The sequence below is a fragment of the Pseudobutyrivibrio ruminis AD2017 genome, from assembly GCF_000424305.1.
Classification (GTDB): Bacteria; Bacillota; Clostridia; order Lachnospirales; family Lachnospiraceae; genus Pseudobutyrivibrio; species Pseudobutyrivibrio ruminis_B.
The window spans coordinates 637,476-661,558 of record NZ_KE384162.1; the positions used below are offsets into that span (position 1 = coordinate 637,476).

The following is a 24,083-nucleotide window of genomic DNA, read 5'->3' on the forward strand; positions in this document are numbered from 1 at the left end:
CTCCAAAGCCTTCCCCCTCTGGGGGAAGGTGTCAGCGCAGCTGACGGATGAGGGCGACCATCATCTACTCTTCCTAAACTCCGTCTCAAACTCCGCATCATATAACTTCGACAACGAATACCCCGACTTCGAAATCACGTCCCCTACAAGCACCACAGCCAAATTCTTTATGCCATGCGCCTCAGCCGTTTCAGCCAAAGTCCCAACAGTACAAATATATTTTTCCTCATCAGGCCAACTAGCCTTGTACACTATAGCTGCTGGCGTATCCTTGGAATAACCACCATTGTAAAGAGCTCTTGAAAGCTTCTCCATCATTCCACTGCTTAGATAGATTGCCATGGATGCATTGTGGGCTGCCAGCTTTTCAATAGATTCTTTTTCTGGCACTCCGGTGCGGCCCGCCATTCTTGTAATAATTAAGGTCTGGCTAATATCAGGAAGTGTGTATTCCAGATTAAGACTTGCTGCTGCCCCAAAGCATGCACTTACACCTGGGCAGCTTTCATAAGGCACTCCATTGGCCTCCAATATCTGCATCTGCTCTAACACTGCCCCATAAATACTTGGCTCGCCAGTATGAAGTCTTACAACCATCTTCCCCTGTCTTGCCGCCGCAATCACTACTATCATGACCTCTTCCAGTGTCATGGTAGCGCTATTGTGAATCTCACAATGCTTCTTGGCATAATTCAAAAGCTCCGGATTCACCAAAGAACCTGTATATACAATCACATCTGCCGCCTTCAGCAGATTCATACCTCTCACCGTAATCAAATCCGCCGCCCCACAGCCAGCTCCTACAAAATAAACCAAAGGCTTCTCCCTTTGGGAGAAGCTGTCACCGGAGGTGACTGATGAGGGTGTATGTAAATTATTATTCATAATTAAATCCTCTCTTTAATCTTGGCATCTATATCTTCACAAACTGCCACAAAATTATTGTTTATATCATAATTAGAATATCTTAAAATCTTTATTCCCAAATCAGCTAAATATTTATCTCTAACTAAATCAGCTTCATGTCCTTCTTTTTCATAATGCTGACTTCCATCTAGTTCTATTACTATTTTGGCCTTAGCGCAATAAAAATCTACTATATATTTTTCAAAGACTTTTTGTCTTTTGATTGTAATTGAATATGATTTTAAAAAGTCATACCAAAGATGTTTTTCCTCTTTAGTCATTTCTTTTCTTAAATTTCTAGAATACTTTTTAAGAGTTGAGTCTAGTCTTGGCATGGTGCGCCTTTCTGCCTTTAGGCTTAGCTTATATTTATAAGTTCATACCCTCATCAGTCAGCTGCGCTGACAGCTTCCCCCTACTAAGGGGGAAGCCTTTGGATTCTGCTAATAATCCAAATTCGTTAGAATATAATATGCACTCTATTTTTATTTTACCTTGAGCTCTAAAATCCAGGTAAAATAAAATTCTTTCTAAGACAATATCCATGGTAGGTCTAAGTAAGCCTGCATCTTCTATGTGATGAAGTGCTTCTTCAGTGTTTAGGCAGGCTAGAATCTTTCTAGCAAGCTCAGTGTCTGCCCCTGCTTTGATGGCGCAGGCTGAAAGGATTTCCATTCTGGCATCGGCCTCGTGTGAATGGGTATTCATGATGCCGCCAGCTACCTTAACAAGCTTTCCAATGTGGCCTGTGATGACAAGAGTTTCAAAGCCCATCTCACAAACCATGTCTACAGTCTCTCCTATGAAGTTAGAGCACTTTACACTTTTATCTAAATCATAGTCATAATTATCCTTCATAAATTTCAGGCCGTAGTTGCCTGGGGTTACGAAGGCTGTTTTAAATCCTAAGGCTTTCTTCTGGGAAAGCTCAACTCTTATTGTATCCACCAATGCTTTTGCACTCATTGGCTCAACGATACCTGTTGTTCCTAGTATGGAAATGCCTCCTACAATTCCAAGACGAGGATTGAAGGTGTGACTGGCAAGCTCCTCCCCCTCAGGTACAGAGATGATTACACTAAGCTTTCCGCAAAAATCAAAAAGCTTGCACACCTGTAGCACTTCCTTTTCAATCATTTCTCTTGGCACATGATTGATTGCAGCATTTCCCACAGGCTGATCCAGCCCTGGCAATGTTACCCTGCCTACACCAAAGCCCCCATCTATGATAATAGTACAATCTCCTGTATCACAGGATTCAACCATACTCACTGTTGCCACCACATGGCTTCCAGTAGTCACATCAGGGTCATCTCCGCCATCCTTTATAACAGCGCAGCTCACCTGTGACTCTTCTCGTTTAATATCTACAATATCCGCATTAAACATAATCCCTGCAGGAGTTTCTATTTCTATATTCAGTTTTTCCTTTCCTGACAAAAGCATGTAGGTCGCCGCCTTCGCAGCCGCCGCCCCACAGCTCCCCGTGGTAAAACCTTTTCTTTTGGCTTCCCCTTGAGGGGAAGCTGTCACCGCAGGTGACTGATGAGGTGTCATATTTTTATTCATTAGAACACTCCATATTTTTTAGAATATCCTCACATACAGCTATAAAATTTTTGTTTATATCATAATTTGAATATCTTAATACCTTTATTCCCAAATCAGATAAATACTTATCTCTAACTAAATCAGTCTCATGTCCTTCTTTTTCATAGTGCTGACTACCATCAAGTTCTATTACTATTTTTTTACTTGCACAGTAAAAATCTACAATATAGTTTCCTATGATTTGTTGTCGCTTTATTGTGTACTTTAATCCCTTCAAGAAATCAAACCACAAATGTCTTTCTTCTTTTGTCATGTTCTTTCTCAGTTTTTGAGAATTCTTTTTAAGATTAGGATTATATGTTTCATTCATAATAGAACACCTCATCAGTCAGCTTCGCTGACAGCTTCCCCTCAAGGGGAAGCCTTAATCAAAGTTTTCCAATGCCAATTGGAAAACTACCTTTTCTACATGCTGTAAAGTAACGCATTTACGATGGCGGCGGCGATGTTGCTGCCGCCTTTGCGGCCTTTGTTGATGATGTGTGGAACTGAGGAGTTAAGGAAAAGTTCCTTGGCTGCCTCTACGTTTACGAAGCCAACTGGTACGCCGATGACAAACTCTGGTGTGAATTTGCCTTGCTCCATCATTTCATAAAGGGAAATAAGGGCTGTTGGTGCGTTGCCTATGGCAAAAATTACTGGCATAGGCAGAGCTGCTGCTCGCTCCATGGATACAGTAGCCCTTGTAACCTGTCGTTCCTTTGCTTCCTTTGCTACGTCTTCATCTGCCATGAAGCAGTGTACCTGGCCACCGAAGGATGCCAATTTCTTTTTGTTGATGCCGGCTAATGCCATGTTAGTGTCAGTAACTATGTGAGCTCCGTTTTTTATTAATTCTTTCGCAAGGTTAATTGCACCTTGCGAATAACACATTGTCTTAGCATAATCGAAATCAGCGCTGGTGTGGATTACACGCTTGGTGATTGGAGCTTCTTCCTCGGGGATGGTGATTCCCATCGCCTCAAGCTCTGAGGTGATGATTTCGAAGCTTTTGTGTTCGATTTCGGTTGGTAGAATGTATTCTATGTTCATGTTCACCCTCATCAGTCAGCTTCGCTGACAGCTTCTCCCTCAAGGGAGAAGCCTCATTATTTCGTATATATAGTTCATATCTATGTTTGCTCGGACTATGGCGGCGAGTTTGTCGTATTCTTTTTCTTTCATGGCCATATAGTCCATGGTTTCTTCTGAAAGATTTAAGCCTTTTTTGGCTGCTAAGGACTTAGCAAGTTTTAGTGCTAAATCTCCATTATCAAAAACGCCATGTACATAGGTGCCAAATACGTTTCCTTTTTGGACGCTAGTAACGGAAGCGCCATCTATTATGGAATAGCCGTTGTGGATTTCGTAGCCTAAATATTTTTGACCGGTAAGACATTCATACACACCTGTCATATCATCAAAAATACCCTCGGTCTGACTTCTGTGTTTTGCAGGCTCCATCACTGTTTCCATAGGAAGCAAACCAAGTCCCTTTATCTGTTTAACACAATCTGACTCTACAGATTCAGGATCTGAGATTTTATCTCCTAGCATCTGAAAGCCACCACAAATTCCAACAACTGGACCACGGGCAGCAAATCTTTGGATAGCTGGTGCCATGCCCGATTCTAGTAGCCATTTCATATCTGCGATTGTATTTTTACTTCCTGGCAGTATTACAATATCCGCTCCTTCTATCTCTGATGGCTTTGTGATAAATCTAACTGCAACACCCTCTATATTTTCAAACGGAGCCACATCAGTGAAATTAGAAATCTTTGGAAGACGAACAACGGCAACATCAACGATGCTATCCTTGCCACCTTCCCCCTTATTATCAAGTCTTTCGCTAAGACTATCCTCATCATCAATTAAAAGATGAGCGTAAGGAACAGTTCCTACAACAGGAACTTGACCCCTTTCCTCTAACATATCGATTCCTGAATCTAAAAGAGATTTATCTCCTCTAAACTTGTTTATAATAAGGCCTTTAACTCTGGCTCTTTCATCCTCCTCTAACAGTTCAAGGGTACCTAAAAGCTGTGCGAAAACGCCGCCTCTATCTATATCTCCAACTAAAAGCACTGGGGCATCCACAAGCTTTGCCATTCCCATATTTACAATATCATCTGATTTAAGATTAATTTCTGCAGGACTTCCTGCCCCTTCGATAACAATAACATCTGCCCACTCAGAAAGCTTCTCGAAGGCAGCCTTTATATCTGGTATAAGATTTTTTTTGTAGGCAAAATATTCCCTTGCCTTCATATTGCCTACTACTTCACCGTTTACGATTACCTGTGAGCCCACATCATTTGTAGGCTTTAGTAATATAGGGTTCATGTAAACAGATGGCTTTACTCCTGCGCACTCTGCCTGCATTACCTGGGCTCGGCCCATTTCTAGTCCTTCTTCTGTTACAAAGGAATTGAGCGCCATGTTCTGTGATTTGAAGGGGGCCACCTTTAGGCCATCTTGTTTAAATATTCTACATAGGGCACCAACTAATAGACTTTTGCCTACGTTTGACATGGTGCCTTGGATCATGATTACTTTTGACATTGATTCATACCCTCATCCGCCCCTTCGGGACACCTTCCCCCAGAGGGGGAAGGCATAATTTAGAGAAGCCTCTTAATTGATGTTGAATAGTTCCAGAGGCCGCTGCATATTATTTCTCCGGTGCCGGAGGTCATTTTGTACATTGTTTCTAAGTTGGCTCCTGTTAGGACTTCTTCTGGGGAGCCTGTGACGTATACTTCATCACCAGCGATTCCGATTACTTTATCAGCTACGGCTGGGACAAATTCTAATTCGTGGATAGACATGAGAACTGCCACCTGCTTTGTAGCTGCAATCTTTTTTATTACCTTTAGAATATCAAGCTTGTACTGCAAATCTAAGAAAGATGTAGGCTCATCTAAAATCATTACATCTGCATCCTGACAGATTGCTCGTGCAAGCATGATGCGCTGCCTTTGACCATCGCTGATTTTGGAAAAATCCTTATCCTTTATCTTGCCTGCCCCTACCATATCGATGGCTTCATCAATAGCTGCTTTATCCTTTTCATCCAAAAATCCAAGCCTGCCTGTATATGGATATCTGCCAGTCGCCACCACATCAAAGCATGTCATCAGCTCTGGATGGATTCGTTCTGTCATCACCATGGAAACGACCTTCGCAACATCTTCTTCTGACATGTCATCCTTGTCGTTTCCATTTAGATAAACTGCCCCACCAAGCTTTTTAAGCTGGCCAACTATAGTCTTTAAAACTGTAGATTTGCCAGCGCCATTTGCTCCAATAAGACATACTATCTGCCCTTTTTCTATGGTAATATTTACATCATTTAATACTACAGTCTTACCGTAGCCCACATTCAATTCTGATAACTGGATACTTTTATCCACGAGCTGCCTCCTTTCTTGCAACCAAAAGATAAATCACAACTGGCGCAAGAAAAACCGAAGTGACTGCACTAATACTGATTTCTGTAGGTGCAAAGGCAGTACGGGCGATACCATCACAGAAAAGTGTAATAATAGCACCGCCTAAGAAACAGGCTGGAATCATAACAAGTGGTTTAGCTGTTTTCATAATTCCTCGCATGATATGAGGCACTGCGATACCTACAAATGATATAGGACCTGCAAAGGCTGTAACTGTTGCAGATAAAATACTAGATAAGAGAATCAAAACTATTCTAATGTGTTTGATATTTACGCCCATATTTCTGGCGTAGTTTTCTCCTAATTGAAAAGCTCCTATTGGCTTAGAAAAAATAACCGTAAATACGATAGCTATAATTACAATTACAGATGATACAACAACATGGTCCATGCTTATTCCTGAAAAGCTTCCCAAGGACCAGTTATGCAGATTTACAATATTTGTATCATCTGCAAATGTAACAACAAATTCTGTTATAGCTGAGCAGATATAACCAATCATGACGCCACAAACTACTAATAGCGACATATTCCTTACCTTCTGCGATAAGGACATGACGATGCCCATAGCTATAAGTGAACCTATAAAGGCTGAAACTACTAACACAAGTGAGCTAATGTTAACTCCTCTTCCAAGCAAAAATACCATAGAAAGAGCTACAAAAAGCTTAGCAGAAGAAGATATTCCAAGAACATAAGGTCCTGCAATAGGATTTCCAAAGAAAACCTGAAGCAAAAAGCCAGACACTGAAAGTGCTCCACCGAGCACTATAGCTCCAATGATTCTTGGAAGTCTAATTGAGATGATTATTTTTCCCATATAAACTTCACCTGGATTAACCAGTGATTTAATAATATCAATTACCGATATATCTGCACTGCCCACTCCAACGCTTACAAAAAAGAAAACTACAAGTAAAACAATCATTCCTATAAATGCAATTTTTATTCTTCTGCTAATTGAATCCATTATTTACTCCCTAAGCTTTATAAAACAACTGCCCTCTTTATAAGAGCCACTTAAAATTTCATTTAGCTCCTCTATAAATTCTGCCACATTTGTGCTCTTTTGGAAATATCCTTCTTTAAGACAATACACATTGCCCTCTTGAACTGCCTTGTAATCAGCCAAAGATTCCTCTTCCTTTACAAGCTCGGCAATAGAAAAAATCTCTCCTTCGATTGTACTATTGTAAATAAGTACATCTGCATCCACTGTTCTGATATAGAAATCTTCAGTGGTGATTTTCATTGTAGATAAAGCATTATCTTCTTCAGATGAAATATCATCCGGAACATATTTGCCACCTGCAAGTCCAATCATTGATGCTATATAATCCTTAGGCTTTCTAACAACTATCTGGCCATTTGAATTAATAGAAAAGAATGCAACAGTCTTTCCTGTATTTTCATGCTTTCCAATTTCATCAACTCTTGTCACCTGATTTTCAAAAACCTCATTTGCCTTATCTTCCTTGCCATATATGCAACCATAAAGCTTAATCCATTCAAGCCTTGCAAGAGGACTGCTTTCGTAGCTGGACATTTCCACAAGAACTGGAATTCCTAGCTCCTTAAGTTTCTCTAAGGTTTCTGGAGTATGATAAATCATGGTGTTTTCGATGGCAAAATTACAACCAGAAGATACCAGCAGTTCATAATCAGGAGCTGAGTATTTTCCAGCGTATGCCATTTCACCATTTTCCATGGCAGTTCTTGCATTCTTAATGTACCAATCCTTTGCCTTGGTTCCAGAAAAAGCTATATCATCTAAGGCACCAATTTTATCCATCAAATCCATAACTGATGTAGACACAAGGTAAGTCTTATCCGTATTTACGATAACAGAAACATTATCAGAAACACTGACACTGTCAGGCAATGCTTTTTGCGCCATCAAAAAATATTGATTGTCACCCTGTCCATTTATTCCAGAAATAGAAATAAACTTGTAACTATTACCTTCATCATCCTCATAATAATCAACACTAAAGCCCTTGGCATAATCAAGCTTAAGAGAATCTACCTGCTTTAATCCTGTAAGCTGATAAGAATCAGATGATGCTTCAGTCTCATCCTTTTCTACAGTCGTAGCCTCCGGCTGATGTCCTGGTGCATAAACTGTAATCTGATACTCTATCTCATGAGGTGTACTCATTGCAGTGGTATCGCCTATTACATTAAATGGCTTATCAAACTCCGCAAATGGTATCGTAAATACGGAGTTACTATCAGCATCAGCCTCGTTATCGTATCTCACATTATCTACTAGCATGTAGTCATAGTTAGAGCTGGACCAAACAAGCTTTACAGTGTTGCCCTCTTTAGAAATCTCTACCTCTGCAGGAGATTCTACAGTAGCTTTGCCGCTGCCACCTGTAAGTTCTACTTCGCAGGAATATGTGCCATATTCAATTTCTTCTTTATTAAAAAAGCTGCAGGCTGTTAGAAGTATAGCCAGCGCTGCAGCGATTGTGTATATTACTCTTTTCATCTACCCTCATCCGCCCCTTCGGGGCACCTTGTCTCGCCTCCCGGCTCGGTCGTTGCTAAACAGGCTCCACTGGAGCCTAGCAACCCATAGGGAGAAGGCTTTATAGTGTTACAGATACTACGTGGTCGTACCAAGTACCTTTTTCACCTAAAATTGCTAAATCAAAATCCTTATCAAGTGCCTCTACAGGAACATCAAATCCATTAACTGTTTCTGTTGTTCCATCAGAATATGTTACCTCATCCTTTGTAGGCTGAAGCCAGTTAGCCTTGTCTTTTTCAGCATCAGCAGCCTTACCAACATAAAGATTTACAATCTTGTCAGACACAAGTGAGATATGAATTGTCATCTTGCCATCTTTAACAGTAAGCTCACCCTTACCATTCTTTGCTTCGTTCACATGGAACATGCTGCTATCTGTTGTAAACTTTGCTTCGTAAGTTTCGCCTTCCTTAAGCTCATCTGTCTTTGCAGCTTCTACAGGCTTAACACCAGTGGCTTCTGATGTGTGTGCTACATAAATAGCCTGAACATCAGCGATTTCTCCAAGACCTGCAATCTGGCAATCAATTGAATCGAATGCGCCTGAAGCCTCAAACATTGACTTCCAAGAGTCCTCATCATCACCAGCCATATCGTTGTTAGCGTGGTCACCAGCAACAACCATAAGTGGACGAAGAATTACCTTCTTATATCCAGCTTCCTTAACAGCCTCAATGATGTTCTCACAAGCTGTCTCCTCTGGCTCACCTTCAACAGTACCGATGAATACGTTCTTGTAACCAAGCTTATCCATCTGTGTCTGCATCTGGCTGTATGTAACCTTTGCATTGTGGCTAGTACCATGACCCATAAATACAAAGGCTGTACCATCCTCTGCTGCCTTATCAATGCTTTCAAGTCCTGCATCAGAAACAGCCTCAGCTGTAATTGCCTTTGCAACTGTTTCCTTATCACGGTTAACTGCGCTAGCGTCTGCTCCAACTTCTCCAAGTAATGGCTCAGCGATCTTTACCGAATCAAACTTATCAGCATACTCATTTACCGCCTCTGTTAATTCATCGTACTCAGCACCATGCATTAAATGAGTTGGCTGAACTACCAAATTCTTCACCCCGTTTGCAACAGCTCTGTCTAAAGCCTGCTGCATGTTATCAATCTTCTCCTCATCACGAGCCTGGATATGATTGATAATAATCTGTGCTGTGAAAGCACGTCTAACTGACCAATCAGGATATGCAGCTGCAATGGCCTTTTCAACACCACCGATATCAGCAACACGGCTATCATTAAATGATGTACCAAAGCTTACTACAAGAATTTCGTTTTCGCCAATTTCGTCCTGATTTAAAGGATCATCCTTAGAAGCATCACCTGTATCTCTTCCGAAATAATCTGGATCAGCAAATTCACCTTCAACTAATTCCTTCTGTGCATCTGTAAGTGCATCCCAAGCTTCCTTGGCAGCCTTGCACTGCTCATCTGTTTTATCTGTTCTCTCCTGAACATAAATTGCATCGATTAATGCAGCACACTCATCTGCAAGTGCCTGATCATCAACTTCCTCTGTAGCCTCCACATTAGTCTCAGCTACATCTGCAGCCTGCTTTCCACAAGCTGTGAACATCATGGCAAAACCTAACAGTAATGCCATACTTGTAACTAATTTCTTCTTCATGTCAATCCTCCTAGAATTCATTTGGTAATTTTGACATGTGAAATAAAAAGACTGCTATTAAATAGCAGTCTCTAAAATCAAAGCTTGGCACATAAAAACCTAAAATGCGTTTTGCTAATCTGATTCGAGTTCCGCAAATCAAAATTACCTGATATAGGCAGGTCTCCTGACTTCGATCATCATTTGCACTCTCTTCCCAAGACTAGCTCAGTGATACGAGTACAAACTCCCTAACACAGTGACGGCTTCGCTCTGGATTCTCACCAGATTCCCTTTTCACCTATGCAAATAAATATTCCATAGGCACCTAAATCATGTTTTTAAATTTCGTAAAAGAACATACCACAATTATCAAATACTGTCAAACCTTAGCCCCCACTACTTACAGCCACAATAACAACTTCAAAGACTTCATATCCGTGTATAGGATTTTTTCCAATTTTTCTAATAAACAAATTCATTGTTAAGCCTTCTATCTTCAGGTTCTCAACAATTTCCCATTTATTTATTTTATTACATGTTTTTATTACATCCAAAAATCCCTTTTCAGGCGGACGTTTTTGTTTGATTAATTCATGCCCCAAATCAATCTCATCTAGATAGTTAACTTTCAGCATAAACTCAGCAAAGGTTCTGTTGTACCGCACTATATAAACATCTTCACCTCTAAATTCAAGCACACCTGTAGGAAGCTGTCCAAAGAATTCATCGGCTTTCCAATTGTAATCCTCGTTGACAAGTGGTTCTACTAAATTAGCCCTACTTATAGCTTCGTAATAGTCATTTTCGTTATAATCTTCAATTCTATTACCAACCTTAGCATTACAAATAACATACCATTCTGCAAGAGATATTGGCTTTGAAAAGAAAAAGCCTTGCATCTTACTACAGCCAACTTCTCTTAAGAATTTCACCTGCTCTATAGTCTCAACACCCTCAACAACTGTATCTAGTCCAAGCTTGGTAGTCATCTGAATTAACTCACGCAAAATGATATGATTCTTCTTTGACATATCAAATTCACGCATGAATTTCATGTCAAATTTAATCAAATCAAAATCAAACTTCTGTAAGGTATTAAGTGATGAATATCCACTTCCAAAATCATCCATCCACACCTTAAAGCCTGCTTCATGAAATCTGCGAATCTGAGTGGCAACAAAATCACTATCAAGGCTTGATACACTTTCTGTTATTTCAATGGTAATCATGTCAGGTGTAATGGTTGATGCCTTCACCCTCTTATCTATTTCTTCTACAATATCGCAAAGCTCAAAATCGTATTTTGATAGATTAATAGAAACCGGAACAATAGGTAAATTCCTTTCAGTCACTTCCTCTAAATCCCTTAATACGCAATCAAGGATATATAAATCAAGCTTATGTATAAGCTTTGAATCCTCTAATACATAGATAAAATGGTTTGGAGGTATTAATCCTCTGGTAGGGTCTATCCATCTGGCAAGAGCCTCTTCGTCGCACACTAATCCATTAACAGATCTTATCAGCTGTTGATAGTATGGCTGAATCCACCCCTCTTCCATTGCCTTTTCAAAATTATTAATTACATATTCAAAGTGAGTTGCTGCAGCATGAGTATTTTCATCATAATAGGCGAACTTAGAAACATAAGCCCCCTTTTCCTTATCGCTGACAATCTTTGCCCTATCACACGCACTAGAAGCTGTAACATCTTCAAACTCCATGGAATATATGCCCACATGTACTGGCAATGTTTTACCTTCATTGGCAAACTTAATATCTTCAAAAATTTCATGAAGAACATCTTCAATGCCTTCCATTTCTGTAAAAACTGCAAAATGGTCCTGTCCCATTCTTCCACAGTTTTCATTTGGAAAATACTTCTTTAAAATAATGGCAAAGGCAACAAGAAGATTATCACCTTCTTTAAGACCATATTTTTCATTAAAGAATTTCATACCTGTAAGGTCAAAAAATACTATACCAGGGGTACATCCCTTTTTATAAATAGCCTCTTTTCCAGCATCTGCAAGAGTCAGGAAATATGACATATTTGGTAATCCTGTTAAGGTATCGTAGAAATTATCTCTGATAAGACTTTCCTTTGTCATTAGCTCCTTGTAGTTAGAAGCTAAGCTTTCAACTAAAGGATTGTTGACATCCGCCCCCATTCCTTCAACCATGTATATTGTGGTGGAAAGCATAGTACCATTTTCAGTAAAGAAATGATTACCATGGGAATGCAGTATAACATATTCTCCTAACAAATGAGACATTGTTCTATAGACACAGTCAAAATTGTCCCCACCAGAAGCAAACTTCAAGGCCGCATCTGCAACCCTTGCCTTATCATCTGGATGAGTGTCACGATACATATCATTATCAAGATTATCAATAACATCTTCTCTGCTCATACCCATAAGATTGCACATACCATCTGTCACAAGAAGTGTCACAACTCTCTTGTCAATAAATTGATATATAGCCATTGGAATATTTAATTTTTCCAATATAGATCTTTCATTATCGTTAAATTCGTATCTGACCATATTTTCATCCTCCGTGAATGTTTTCAGGTCACCTAATGATGCGTCTATTTAACTATAATCAAAACCTATGAATTTTCTGTTAAAACCAAGGCTAATTTATTACAATAGGTAACTATTTTATATTATATTCTTCTCTTAACTGATTAGCTTTTCTTTCAACCTCTTCTATGAACTCTCTAGATGACAGCAGTCTTGCTCCTGCACCTCTTATGATAACCTGCTCCAAACCATCTGACGTAACTACTGTGATGTCATATTTTTTACCATGCTCATGAGTGAAACGCTCTATATAAGCATCAGCAGTTTGGGCCTCTGCTGTAAACACCTGATGGATGTTTAAATAATCCGATGTAGACACCTCATGCCCCTTCACCTTGTAGGCATCAAAAACAGCAATAACCTGATAGTCAGTCATGGCTTTGTAGTTACTAAGGATATCTAAAAGCTTGCCTCTGGCACCATCCAAATTAACATCTAAAACTGCCTTAAGCTCTGGCCAGGCATATATAAGATTGTACCCATCAACAAGCAGATATTTTTCCTTTGCCTTTATCTCCTTTGGAGCTTTGTAAACATAATCTGAATCCACTCTTCTTGGTCTGGAAGATTCACCATAGTGCCACCCTTTTTTGGGATTCTTACCATGATTACTGTGGGTAGCCTGTCTTAGAATATTATCGATTTCATCTGGGTCTAGCCACTCGTCTACTCCGTGGTTCATTCTTTTCATGTTAATAGGAGTATCATCTATTTCTTCATCTACCTTGTTTTCCAAGCATGGCACGTGACACTTTTCCTTTACCTGATTCCAAGGCACTATAACACCTGCACCATGTGAACAAAAAACTGAATCTGCTGGATTATCAATATCTGCCTCTGGATTATATCCCACAGCATCTATTACATCCTGAGGATTCTTGCAAATATCATAGTGTGCGTGACTTAAAGAGAGCTGTCCCATTCCCTTTGTAAAGGTTACAAGGGTAGCCTGATAATTTCTGATTCCTAAAGCTGGAGCAATACCTGTGATTCTAGATTCAATTCCTAAATCCTCTGGCACCTCAAAGCTTCCACCCATGTTTTCTATATCAGTCATAACTCTGCCAATCTGATTAGAAGGAAGTGTAATTTCAAAATCAAAATATGGCTCTAATATTTCAGTGCCAGCCTCCATTAAGCCTTGTCTTATAGCTCGATATGTGGCCTCTCTAAAATCCCCACCTTCAGTATGTTTAATATGGGCTCTACCGCCAACAATAGTAAATTTCACATCAGTTATTGGTGCTCCAATGGCTGTACCTACATGTTCCCTTTCAAGGATATGGGTCGTGATAAGTCTTTGCCAGTTAAGAGCTAGCTCATCTGTTGAAACATTACTTTCAACTTCTATTCCGCTACCAGTAGGAAGTGGTTCCATAAGAATATGTGCTTCTGCGTAATGACGAAGTGGTTCAAAATGTCCTACTCCCTCTACTGGCTCTTTAATAGTCTCTTTATATAAAACTCCTGCCTCTGTAAACTTCGCCTTTATTCCAAGCTCGGTTTCGATTCTGTTAAGCAGGATTTCTGTCTGTACCTCTCCCATCAGATTAAAGGTAATCTCTTCTAAGCTTTCATTCCATTTTACATTTAAGGATGCATCCTCATCGTTAAATGCCATTAGCTTTGGGTATGCTAACCTCGGGATAGTATCATCCAAAAATTCCAGCTTATATTTAAGTACAGGTGTAATGGTAAGCTCTGGTCTGTTTTCTACCACACCAAATCCTTCACCTGCAAATGTATTCTTAGGTCCAACAAAGGCTACTACATCACCGGCTTTTGCCTCGTCCACCTGAGTAAATTTATTACCAGAATATATTCTAATCTGGTCGATTTTCTCACCATTTGGAAGAAGGCCCTTTACCTTCATAGAACCTGCCGTAAGCTTTGTAAAGGTAAGACGGGAATCTCTTCCTAAGCTTTCAATTTTGTACACCTTTGCGCCAAAATCAGCATTTTTAAGTGCGCTGTTTTCATTGCTGTAGTACTCACTGATGCCCTTCATAAATGAAAGCAGCTCATCTACATTTTCATTTTTTAAAGCCGAGCCTGTAATAACAGGAAACAGCTTTCTGTTTAGAACCATATCGTATATACGATAATTAGAAAGGCAATCCTTATCCAGATATTCTTCCATGGCAGCTTCATCCTCCATGGCGATATCCTCTTGATTTGAAAGCAAATGACATGCTCGTGAAAGCTTTTCCTTTAAATCATTTATGACAAATTCCTGGTTAAACCCAGTCATATCTGCCTTGTTAATAAAGATGACTGTTGGAACATTATTCTTTTCAAGTAAAGAAAACAGTGTCTTCGTGTGAGCCTGCACCCCATCTGTTCCACTGATAAGAAGAATTGCAAAATCAAGAGCCCAAATAGCTCTTTCTGTTTCTGTTGCAAAGTCCACATGTCCTGGAGTATCAAGTAATGTAAGCTTCTGGCCCATGTATTCAAATACAGCCGGTTTTGAAAAGATTGTAATTCCCCTATTCTTTTCCTGCTCATCTGTATCTAAAAAGGCGGACCCCTTGTCTACTCGACCAAGGTCCGCCAAAACTCCAGCGTTATATAAAATTGCTTCTGATAGTGTAGTCTTGCCTGCATCTACGTGGGCAAGAATTCCCCATGCCTCATCCATTAATTGTATCCTCTAAAGCCTTTTCCTATAATTTCGCTACTGTTTGTAATCGCAATAAATGCTCCAGGCTGATTGCGTCTGATGTAATTCTTAAGCTCTACTGCCTGCTGACGCTTAAGGATTGTAAGGATAACAGTCTTTTCTGTGTGACCGTATGCTCCCTCAGCCTTATAAACTGTTGCACCCTTTCCTAAATCATTCATGATGAAATTTACGATTGGTTCAGGATTAGAGCAAATAATTGTAAAGTATTTTGCAAGGTTGATATTCTCGATAGTCTCATCAACAACAAGTGACTTTGCAAGAAGTCCAACAAGAGAGAACAAACCTGTTTCTACATTAAATACAAGACATGCCAAAACTACGATCATAACATCTGACATGAAAAGTGCTGTACCAATATCTACCTTTGTATATTTCTTAAGAATCATGGCAACAATATCTGTACCACCACTAGATGCACCAAGGTTGAAGAAAACAGCCGATGCAAATGCAGGAAGTGCTATAGCAAACATAAGCTCAAGCACTGGCTGGCTGGTAAGTGGTCCATCCATAGGTGCAATTTTTTCAAGAATACTAGGTCCAAAAGATACTAAAAGTGTAATATAGGTAGTCTTAATTCCAAAGGATTTACCTAAGGTGATAAAGCCTAAAACTAACAAAACAATATTGATAACAAGGTTGATATAACCTGGTGTACTTGGCAGAAGCTGAGCAAGCACAATAGAAAGACCGCTGACGCCACCAAATGAAAAATGATTTGGGAACTTAAAAAAGTATATTCCAATAACCATTACAGCTGATGCAATGGTAAACATAATATACTCGTAAATATCTTGTTTGTATCTGTAAATCTTATGAATCATATCGTCTAAGTCCCTTCGGGTAATGATTTTTAATTTGTCCTTTGACAGCCTTACCCCATCCTATAGAGTAGCCATCCACAGTAATAAGTGTCCAGCCGTCATTAAGGCCTTCTATTCTTAAGGATTGTCCCAAAAGATAATCCTTAATTTCTGTACTATCAGCAGAGAAATCCACTGAATTACATACCTCATCAGCCTTAAGTGCTAAAGCCAAGGCATGGCTTGGTTCGAATCTGTTCTTCTTAAGAGTTCCTAAGAACAGGCCTCCTCTAAGTACATGAAGTCCACTGAAATCAGGACATTCATCAGGTAGCCTGTAAAGCAGGTCGTTAATAAGAAGCAGATTGTTCTTCCATTCCTTTGGCTCCTTTAATGCCTCCTTTATGAAGGCATAATAATCCACTAACATTTTATCACTAGGACGCTTAATATCATAGTAATTTCTATCACTGTCAAATGTGCCGTCCTTTTCCAAAAGACATGCATAGTGTCCTTCACCCTTGTCCTTATGTGGCCAAAGCCTACGCTCCTCTACCACCTTCATATCTGGGTGTCTTTCTACAAACGCTGCTACTGCCTCTTCATCCTCCGCCTTTGCAAAGGTACAGGTGCTGTAGCACATTCTGCCACCAGGCACTAGCATTTCGTATGCTCTATCTAAAATCTCTGCCTGACGGTCGACACACATCTGAACTGAATCAAGAGACCATTCATTACATGCGTCATGATTCTTTCTAAACATACCTTCACCAGAGCATGGTGCATCCACCATAATCTTGTCAAAGTATTCTATAAACTTTTCAGCAAGCTTATCAGGATATTCTGATGTTACGATACAGTTTCTGATTCCAAGACGCTCTACATTTTCAGAAAGAATCTTGGCTCTGTTTTTCATAGGCTCATTTGAAACAAGAATGCCTTCGCCATTTAGATAGCCTGCTATCTGGGTGGATTTACCACCAGGTGCAGCACACAGGTCAAGGCAAATATCACCTGGCTTTGGAGAAAGCATTTCTACTGGAAGCTGTGCTGATGCATCCTGAATATAATATACTCCAGCAGCATGATATGGATGGATTCCGGGACGACTTTTTTCATCATCATAATAGTAGCCATTAGGACTCCACTTAACCTGCTCTTCAAGCATTGAAGCTATATTTTCTTTTGCCTTTTCGTCTGATTTTATAGGATTAAATCTAAGTGCTGATATTTTGCTTTCCTCGAAGGAACGCAAAAACGCATGGAAGTCAGGACCTAAGTCCTGCTCCATGCGATTAATAAAATCAATTGGTAAAAATGAATTATCAACCATTACATACGCTCCGGTGCATTAAAGCCAAGTAAGTCGATAGACTTTTCAAGTACGCTACGTGTAAGAACAAGAAGCTTTAAGTAGCTTGCCTTTGTAGCTTCGTCTTCCTCAGCTAAAATCTTTGTGTCATGATAGAATCTATTAAATGCGTTTGCTAAATCATAAATATATGCGCAAATCTTGTGAGGTGCCATATCCTCGTAAGCTGATGTAAGAGCTGCCATAAACTTAGTAAGTTCAAGCTGTAATCCACGTTCTGAATCAGAATGAGCTGGAAGGATAGCTCCTTCAATGCTTTCTACTCCTGCCTTAGCAAGAATTGACTTACATCTTACGATTGTGTAAAGGATGTATGGACCTGTGTTACCTTCTGCAGATGTGAATCTGTCGATATCGAAGATATAATCCTTTGAAGCCTGGTTTGATAAATCACCATATTTAACTGCTGAAAGACCAACAATCTTAGCTGTCTTTAAGGCATCCTCGTCATTCATAGTGCCGTTTTCTTTAATCTTCTCAAGCATCTTATCCTCTACTTCCTGAAGAAGATACTCAAGACGCATAACGCCACCCTGACGTGTCTTGAATGGCTTGCCATCCTTTCCATTCATAGTACCAAAGCCTACGAAGTAAAGGTTCTTGTCAGCTGGAACGATGCCAGTCTTTTTAGCGCAACGGAATACCTGTGTAAAGTAAAGCTCTTGACGCTTATCTACAACATAGATGATTGAATCTGGGTTGTAGTCCTTCATACGCCAAACCATTGTAGCAAGGTCTGTTGTATTGTAAAGTGAAGCACCATCAGATTTAAGAATCATACATGGTGGAACTTCCTTTGTATCTGTGTCTTCCTTAACATCAACAACTAAAGCACCCTCTGAAATGTAAGCAAAGCCGTCGTCCTTCATCTTCTGAACCATATCAGGGATGTAAGGCTGTGCATCACTTTCACCCTTCCAAAGATCAAATGTAACATCAAGCTTTTCGTAGTTTCTCTTAAGGTCTGTAACTGATACATTAAGAATATGTGAAAGAAGTGCCTGATAGCCCTTTCTTCCGTGCTGAAGCTCGTAAGTAGCTGTCATAGCAGCTTCCTTATAAGCAGGATCTTCCTTTGACTTTCCAGAAGCACAAGGATAAATCTCCTCAAGCTCTGAAATAGTAAATGGTGGCTCTGTTGGGTATTCTCCATCATAAGCTTCATCAAAATAGCAAAGCTCTGGCTTTCTGAGCTTTAATTCTGTAATGATAAGACCCATCTGAAGACCCCAGTCTCCAAGATGAACATCACCGATGACCTCGTCGCCCATAAAACGAGCTGTACGCTTAATAGACTCACCGATGATAGCAGAACGAAGATGGCCAACGTGAAGTGGCTTAGCAACATTAGGTCCGCCGTAATCAATCATGACCTTCTTAGGTTTGGCAACCTTATCTACACCAAAACGCTCTGTGTCAGCTGCCATGTTTGAAACGAATTCAGATATAAATTCATCTGAAAGGTTCATATTGATAAAGCCTGGAGGACATGCCTCGCACTTTGAAAACATTGCATTGTCTGCAAGCTTCTCTACTACTTCATTTGCAATAGCAATAGGGGCTTTTTTGTATTCTTTTGCTGCTGCCATAGCGCCATTGCACTGGAACTGGCATAAATCAGGTCTGTTTGAGAGTGTAACCATTGCATATTTTTCATCATAACCTGCAGCTGTAAAGCCCTTAATAACCTCTTCCTTAATCTGCTGAAGAATTTCTTTCATCTTGTCCTCCGAATTAATTGATTTCCTTTTGTGTATTTCTGAATATGAAATATCTCTGTGGCCCAATAACTGCCTTAAGAATCATACCGAGAATACAAACACTGATAATCTCTCCTACGCATACTGTTACAACTAAGAACCAATATGCATCGGGAATTCCATAAGCGAATCTAAGTACTAATGGAATTATAACACCATTTGCGATAACTGGTGGTAATGTAAATAAAAATTTAGTCTTTCTAAGGTAATATGTACCGATTGCACCAAGTAATGTAGCAAGACTTCCAAAAACGATATCATAGATAGCACATCCTGTAATGATGTTAGAAAGTACACAACCTACGAATAGTCCAGGAATTGCTGCTGGTGTAAAAATAGGTAAAATGCAAAGAGCCTCCGATATACGAATCTGAATTGCACCATTTGCAAGACCGAATGCATTGATAAATACTGTCAATACAACATAGATGGCTGCGATCATCGCACCCTGACATAATAATAATACTTTTTTATTCATTTTTATACATCTCCTAGTTTTGATTTAAGTGAGGATGGTTACGAACTCACGGTGTTGAATTATAGCACAAAAATGGCTATTATACAAACCATAGAACATACGAAAAGAGGAGAAACTAATGTTAGAAATTGGAATGAAGGGTAGCCTAAAAACTACAGTAACAGAACAAAACACTGCAAAAACATTCGGAAGTGGTGCATTAGATGTTTTTGCCACACCAGCAATGCTTGCTCTTATGGAAGAGACATGCTGGAAGATGGTTCAGCCAGAGCTTGGTGATGGTGAAGGAAGCGTTGGCACAAAGGTTGATATCAGCCATGACCGCGCATCAGCTATTGGTCACACCATTACATGTGAAGCTGTACTTACCGAAATCGACAGACGCCGACTTGTTTTCGAAGTAACCTGCTTTGATGGGGACAATGTAATCGGCAAGGGAACTCACGAACGTTTCATCATCAACAATGAAAAATTTATGGAAAAAGCCCTGGGTTAATCCAGGGCCTAGGGAGAATGAGTTTGCTCTAATATTACGTCCATTCTATTCGTAACGAAGAGCATCTATTGGATTCATATTGGCCGCGTGCTTGGCAGGGGAGTAACCAAAGAACACGCCAATGGCCATTGAGAACCCTACGGATAAATAGATACTTGCAAATGAAATATGTGGTGTATAGCCCATAAAATGGACTGCCACATTTCCTAGGACTAAACCTAGGACGATACCGATAACGCCACCGATTAGGCAGATGATAATTGCTTCGCTGATAAACTGAAGCATAATCATACTATCTGGTGCACCAAGGGCTTTTCTTGTACCGATTTCTCTGGTACGCTCTGTGATGGATACAGTCATAATATTCATTACTCCTATTCCACCTACGATTAATGCGATTGCGGCAATCATTGAAATTGCCATAGTCATCTGATTCATCGTCTTTGTATTTTCTTCAATCATCGACTGATTGCTGTAAGCATCCACCATGAATTTGTCACCTAAGGAACTAGAAAGTAGTGTAGTTAGGTATTCTTTTATTTCTGTCGAAAGAGCTGCGGCATCTTCGCCTTCTGCTGCAACAACTGTAGCATCAAATATTGTCTCATCATGGGTAAAGTTCCAGGCATTCTTAAGAGGAATGTATATGGTAGTACTAATATTTTTGTTGTTTCCTCTCATCATACTGCCTTCCTGCTTGAATTCGTAAATACCAATAACAGTTAAATGCATATATTCGTCATTGACGTTTACTTCTATCTCATTGCCTAGCAGATTTTCAGGCTTGAAGTTTTCGCCATATAGCTGCTCTACAAATTTGTTAGAAACGATGGCTGTGTTTTTACCCTGGGAATAATCAAATTCTGTAAATGTATTTCCATTAATAAGCTTTATATTGTTAGCTTTAAAATATCCGGCGCTTACTCCGTTAATATCAACATTTGCTTTATTGCTATCCTTTATTACAGTTCCTGAACCAGCCTGTGCTTCCACTGAAATAGCACTTATTCTTCCATCGAATTTTTCAGAAAGCTTATGCAGTGTCTCTGGCTTAAGGGCCATTGCCTGATAGTCCGCTTCGCTAAGCTCTGCATTGTAATCGATTGGGTTCATATATAATGTGATATTTTGAACACCGTAGCTTTCTAGCTGCTTTTTTACATCAGCTGTCATGGAATTACCTACTGTCATAATTGCAATAACAGCGCAAACACCGATGATGATACCAAGCATTGTAAGAAAGGCACGCATCTTGTTAGCCTTAATGCTTATAATAGCAAGCTTGCAATTTTCTTTAATCATTATGCTACACCTTCCTTATCATTTATTTTTTCTGAAATGATGTTGCCATCACTGATTGTTATGATTCTTGGAGTCTCTGCTGCAAGCTCGTTTGAATGAGTGATAAGCACAATAGTCTTACCCTGCTTTTCGTGAAGCTCATGGAAAATGTCCATTACAAGACGTCCGGTTTTTGAATCAAGAGCACCTGTAGGCTCATCAGCAAGAATGATATCTGGGTCATTTGCCATAGCACGTGCTATAGCAACACGCTGCTTTTGTCCACCTGAAAGCTCATCAGGTGTGTGATGCATTCTCTCACCCATGCCTACCATTTCAAGAAGCTCTATAGCCCTTTTTCTTCTTTCCTTTTCAGAAACTCCTGCGTAAAGAAGTGGCATTTCAACATTTGAAATAGCATCTGTTCTTGCGATTAGATTGTAGGTCTGAAATACAAAGCCGATGTGCTTATTACGTAAAGACGATAATGCCTTATTAGGTGCCTTTGATATATCTACGCCATCCAGAATGTATTCACCTGATGTTTGTCTATCAAGAATACCAAGTATGTTCATCAGAGTGCTTTTACCAGAACCTGACTGACCTACTATAGATACAAACTCACCTTTTCTAATATCAAGATCTATTCCATGAAGAATCTCCAGCTCGTTAGGTGTTCCTACATAGTAGCTTTTCTTAATATTTCTGGCCTGTAATAAAATATCATTACTCAAAATAGATTCCTCCATCTGCGCCCATTTCATCTAGTACTGCATCTGCACTTCCGTCAAGTCCAGCTTCAACGATTACATCACCCTCTTTGAGCTTGCCATCCTTAATCTCTGTATAGAAATCATCAGATATACCAGGTGTTACTGTCACATTTTTGGTAGAGCCATTTGCATTTTGAACAACTACATATTTGTTGCCTTCAGCATCTGTCTGTAAATCTGTTGTAGGTACTACAAGTGCATTCTTAGCATCTGCTGTAATGAATGTCATTTTTGCAGTCATACCAAGTCTTAAGTTTTCATTTAATGTATCTAAAGTCACGTCAACTCTATATGTAGCACGGCTTTTAGAAACTGATGCTGTAGATGATTCTCCTTCTGTTGTCTTAGTACTGTTCTTTGTCGCTGTGGGTGATACGAAGGATACTGTTCCCTCTAAGATTTCATCTCCTGTAGCATCTGTTTTAATCTGAACCTTTTGACCAACAGCTATCTGTGGAATCTGTGCTTCATCAATATCTGCTGTAGCCTTAAGACTAGTAACGTTGTCGATAACTACTGCATCTGTTCCAGAATATGTCTGTCCCTTAACGATGTTTACATTTGTTACTGTTCCATCCTGGCTGGCACAAACCACTGCCTTTGAAAGCTCTTCCTTTGATTTTGCTATCTCCTGCTGGCTGGATAATGTGTTAGCCTTAGATGAAAGCTCGTTTGTTCTTGCTGCCTGATACTGGCTAATAATATTGTTATTAGCAGTGTTTTGTGTATTAGCAGCTGATGCTGATGCAGAATCTAATGAGCGTGCTGCTGTTGCTGCGCCATCCTTAGCAGACTGTAGTGTCTGCTCTGCTGACTGTCTGTTGCTTACAGCAGAATCATAAGCTGATTTCTTACCATCTCTATCTGACATAGCACTATTTAAATCAGCCTTTGCTGCATCTAAGCTTTTCTTTAGCTCATCTACATTAGCGGTTTCATCTGCTGCATCTATTTGCTTTTGAATATCATTAACCTTACTTTGTATAGATGATACATTAGAATTAGCGTTATCATAAGCTTGCTTTGCATCACTTTCTGCGTTTCTTGCACTATCAAGCTGTGAGTTGCTGTTTGATTGCTGTCTATCTGCTGCTGCCTTATCCTGCTTTGCCTGTGCTAAGCTTCTATTAGCATCATTAACCTGAACAGCTCCTGCATCCTTGGCATCCTGTAATGCTTTATCAGCATTTTGCTGAGAGATGGCATTCTGCTGGTTTTGTAAATCAAGTGCCTGCTGCTGGAAGCTAAGTGTTTCTTCCATAGTAGACATATCTAATTTATAAAGAGGGTCACCTTTCTTTACCACATCGCCAACCTTTACATATACCTCTTCAACAGGATAGCTGCCTGTAACTGTTGCAAACTGTCCACTTTCTTCTGCAGAGATTATAGTGCCTGTTGCAGATAATGTCTTTTGTACATCCTGCTTTACTACTGATACTGTAGCAATGTTATTTGCCTCCTCATCGTTTTTAGCCATTACATTTTTCACACCTGTTACTCCTACAATGGCACTTATGATTAAGGCTGCTGCAACCATTGCCGCTACAATCTTTTTATTCAGCTTCTTAAAGAACTTTTTATCAGCATCAGAAGGTTCGCCTTCCAGGCTTTCATCTAAATCTTCATCTAAATACTCTTCTTCCTTATTCCAAAACTTAATCTTTTCAAGTACGTTTTTTAACTTCATTAATATTTTCCTCCATAGGTTTTGTTTTCAACCACAGTAGAAAGTATGAAGGAA

At 39.7% G+C, this 24,083-nt stretch carries 19 protein-coding genes, 1 pseudogene and 1 riboswitch; of the genes and pseudogenes, 1 reads left to right on the top strand and 19 read right to left on the bottom strand.

Annotation, left to right across the window (positions count from 1 at the left end; all coding sequences use genetic code 11):
• Positions 1-60: 60 nt before the first annotated feature.
• The 16 genes and pseudogenes from cobM to G611_RS0113245 form a co-directional block, all read right to left on the bottom strand.
• A complete protein-coding gene (gene cobM / locus G611_RS0113170; RefSeq protein WP_028244024.1) occupies positions 61-816 on the bottom strand; it encodes a precorrin-4 C(11)-methyltransferase in 756 nt (251 codons plus the stop codon).
• A 71-nt stretch (positions 817-887) separates the two neighbouring features.
• Positions 888-1,241, bottom strand: coding sequence for an endonuclease domain-containing protein (locus tag G611_RS0113175; RefSeq protein WP_028244025.1), 354 nt, complete (start codon positions 1,239-1,241; stop codon positions 888-890).
• Positions 1,242-1,275: 34 nt separating this feature from the next.
• A complete protein-coding gene (cbiD, locus tag G611_RS0113180; protein WP_051195278.1) occupies positions 1,276-2,463 on the bottom strand; it encodes a cobalt-precorrin-5B (C(1))-methyltransferase CbiD in 1,188 nt (395 codons plus the stop codon).
• Positions 2,464-2,467: 4 nt separating this feature from the next.
• Complete coding sequence (locus G611_RS0113185) at positions 2,468-2,827, bottom strand: endonuclease domain-containing protein (protein WP_028244027.1); 360 nt, start codon at positions 2,825-2,827, stop codon at positions 2,468-2,470.
• A 95-nt stretch (positions 2,828-2,922) separates the two neighbouring features.
• On the bottom strand, positions 2,923-3,549 hold the full coding sequence (locus tag G611_RS0113190) for a precorrin-8X methylmutase (protein ID WP_036949248.1): 627 nt from the start codon (positions 3,547-3,549) through the stop codon (positions 2,923-2,925).
• A gap of 39 nt (positions 3,550-3,588) precedes the next feature.
• Positions 3,589-5,061 (bottom strand): cobyric acid synthase, encoded by a 1,473-nt coding sequence (locus G611_RS0113195; RefSeq protein WP_028244029.1) that lies wholly within the window; start codon positions 5,059-5,061, stop codon positions 3,589-3,591.
• 59 nt (positions 5,062-5,120) lie between these two features.
• Complete coding sequence (locus G611_RS14990; protein ID WP_051195267.1) at positions 5,121-5,912, bottom strand: ABC transporter ATP-binding protein; 792 nt, start codon at positions 5,910-5,912, stop codon at positions 5,121-5,123.
• Positions 5,905-6,921 (bottom strand): FecCD family ABC transporter permease, encoded by a 1,017-nt coding sequence (locus G611_RS0113205; protein WP_155942295.1) that lies wholly within the window; start codon positions 6,919-6,921, stop codon positions 5,905-5,907. The genes G611_RS14990 and G611_RS0113205 overlap by 8 nt, the downstream gene beginning before the upstream one ends.
• A 3-nt stretch (positions 6,922-6,924) precedes the next feature.
• Positions 6,925-8,445: an ABC transporter substrate-binding protein gene (locus tag G611_RS0113210; RefSeq protein ID WP_028244031.1), complete on the bottom strand. Its 1,521-nt coding sequence runs from the start codon at positions 8,443-8,445 to the stop codon at positions 6,925-6,927.
• Positions 8,446-8,941: 496 nt separating this feature from the next.
• Positions 8,942-10,123: pseudogene (locus G611_RS0113215) on the bottom strand (sirohydrochlorin cobaltochelatase); the annotation flags it as partial.
• Positions 10,124-10,261: 138 nt separating this feature from the next.
• A riboswitch (cobalamin riboswitch) is annotated at positions 10,262-10,449 on the bottom strand.
• Positions 10,450-10,491: 42 nt separating this feature from the next.
• On the bottom strand, positions 10,492-12,654 hold the full coding sequence (locus G611_RS14995) for an EAL domain-containing protein (protein ID WP_051195268.1): 2,163 nt from the start codon (positions 12,652-12,654) through the stop codon (positions 10,492-10,494).
• A 112-nt stretch (positions 12,655-12,766) separates the two neighbouring features.
• Positions 12,767-15,334, bottom strand: a complete 2,568-nt coding sequence (locus G611_RS15000) for a translation factor GTPase family protein (RefSeq protein WP_081657054.1) — start codon at positions 15,332-15,334, stop codon at positions 12,767-12,769.
• Positions 15,334-16,200 (bottom strand): YitT family protein, encoded by an 867-nt coding sequence (locus G611_RS0113230; protein WP_028244033.1) that lies wholly within the window; start codon positions 16,198-16,200, stop codon positions 15,334-15,336. The genes G611_RS15000 and G611_RS0113230 overlap by 1 nt, the downstream gene beginning before the upstream one ends.
• Positions 16,190-17,512 (bottom strand): RsmB/NOP family class I SAM-dependent RNA methyltransferase, encoded by a 1,323-nt coding sequence (locus G611_RS0113235; protein WP_028244034.1) that lies wholly within the window; start codon positions 17,510-17,512, stop codon positions 16,190-16,192. The genes G611_RS0113230 and G611_RS0113235 overlap by 11 nt, the downstream gene beginning before the upstream one ends.
• On the bottom strand, positions 17,512-19,272 hold the full coding sequence (gene argS / locus G611_RS0113240) for an arginine--tRNA ligase (RefSeq protein WP_028244035.1): 1,761 nt from the start codon (positions 19,270-19,272) through the stop codon (positions 17,512-17,514). Before argS ends, G611_RS0113235 begins: the two co-directional genes overlap by 1 nt.
• A 13-nt stretch (positions 19,273-19,285) precedes the next feature.
• The gene (locus tag G611_RS0113245) at positions 19,286-19,789 is read right to left on the bottom strand and encodes a QueT transporter family protein (protein ID WP_028244036.1); all 504 of its coding nucleotides are present in this window, start codon (positions 19,787-19,789) and stop codon (positions 19,286-19,288) included.
• Between the two features lie 118 nt (positions 19,790-19,907).
• On the opposite strand from G611_RS0113245, the gene G611_RS0113250 reads away from it, so the two are divergent.
• Entirely contained in the window at positions 19,908-20,285 is a 378-nt protein-coding gene (locus G611_RS0113250; protein ID WP_028244037.1) for a thioesterase family protein, read from the top strand.
• 45 nt (positions 20,286-20,330) lie between these two features.
• Here G611_RS0113250 and G611_RS0113255 read toward each other — a convergent pair whose 3' ends face one another.
• The 3 genes from G611_RS0113255 to G611_RS0113265 are packed head-to-tail and all read right to left on the bottom strand — an operon-like array spanning position 20,331 to position 24,029.
• The gene (locus G611_RS0113255) at positions 20,331-21,587 is read right to left on the bottom strand and encodes an ABC transporter permease (RefSeq protein WP_051195269.1); all 1,257 of its coding nucleotides are present in this window, start codon (positions 21,585-21,587) and stop codon (positions 20,331-20,333) included.
• Positions 21,587-22,315: an ABC transporter ATP-binding protein gene (locus tag G611_RS0113260; RefSeq protein ID WP_196801575.1), complete on the bottom strand. Its 729-nt coding sequence runs from the start codon at positions 22,313-22,315 to the stop codon at positions 21,587-21,589. Before G611_RS0113260 ends, G611_RS0113255 begins: the two co-directional genes overlap by 1 nt.
• The gene (locus G611_RS0113265) at positions 22,293-24,029 is read right to left on the bottom strand and encodes an efflux RND transporter periplasmic adaptor subunit (RefSeq protein WP_028244040.1); all 1,737 of its coding nucleotides are present in this window, start codon (positions 24,027-24,029) and stop codon (positions 22,293-22,295) included. The genes G611_RS0113260 and G611_RS0113265 overlap by 23 nt, the downstream gene beginning before the upstream one ends.
• Positions 24,030-24,083 lie beyond the last annotated feature (54 nt).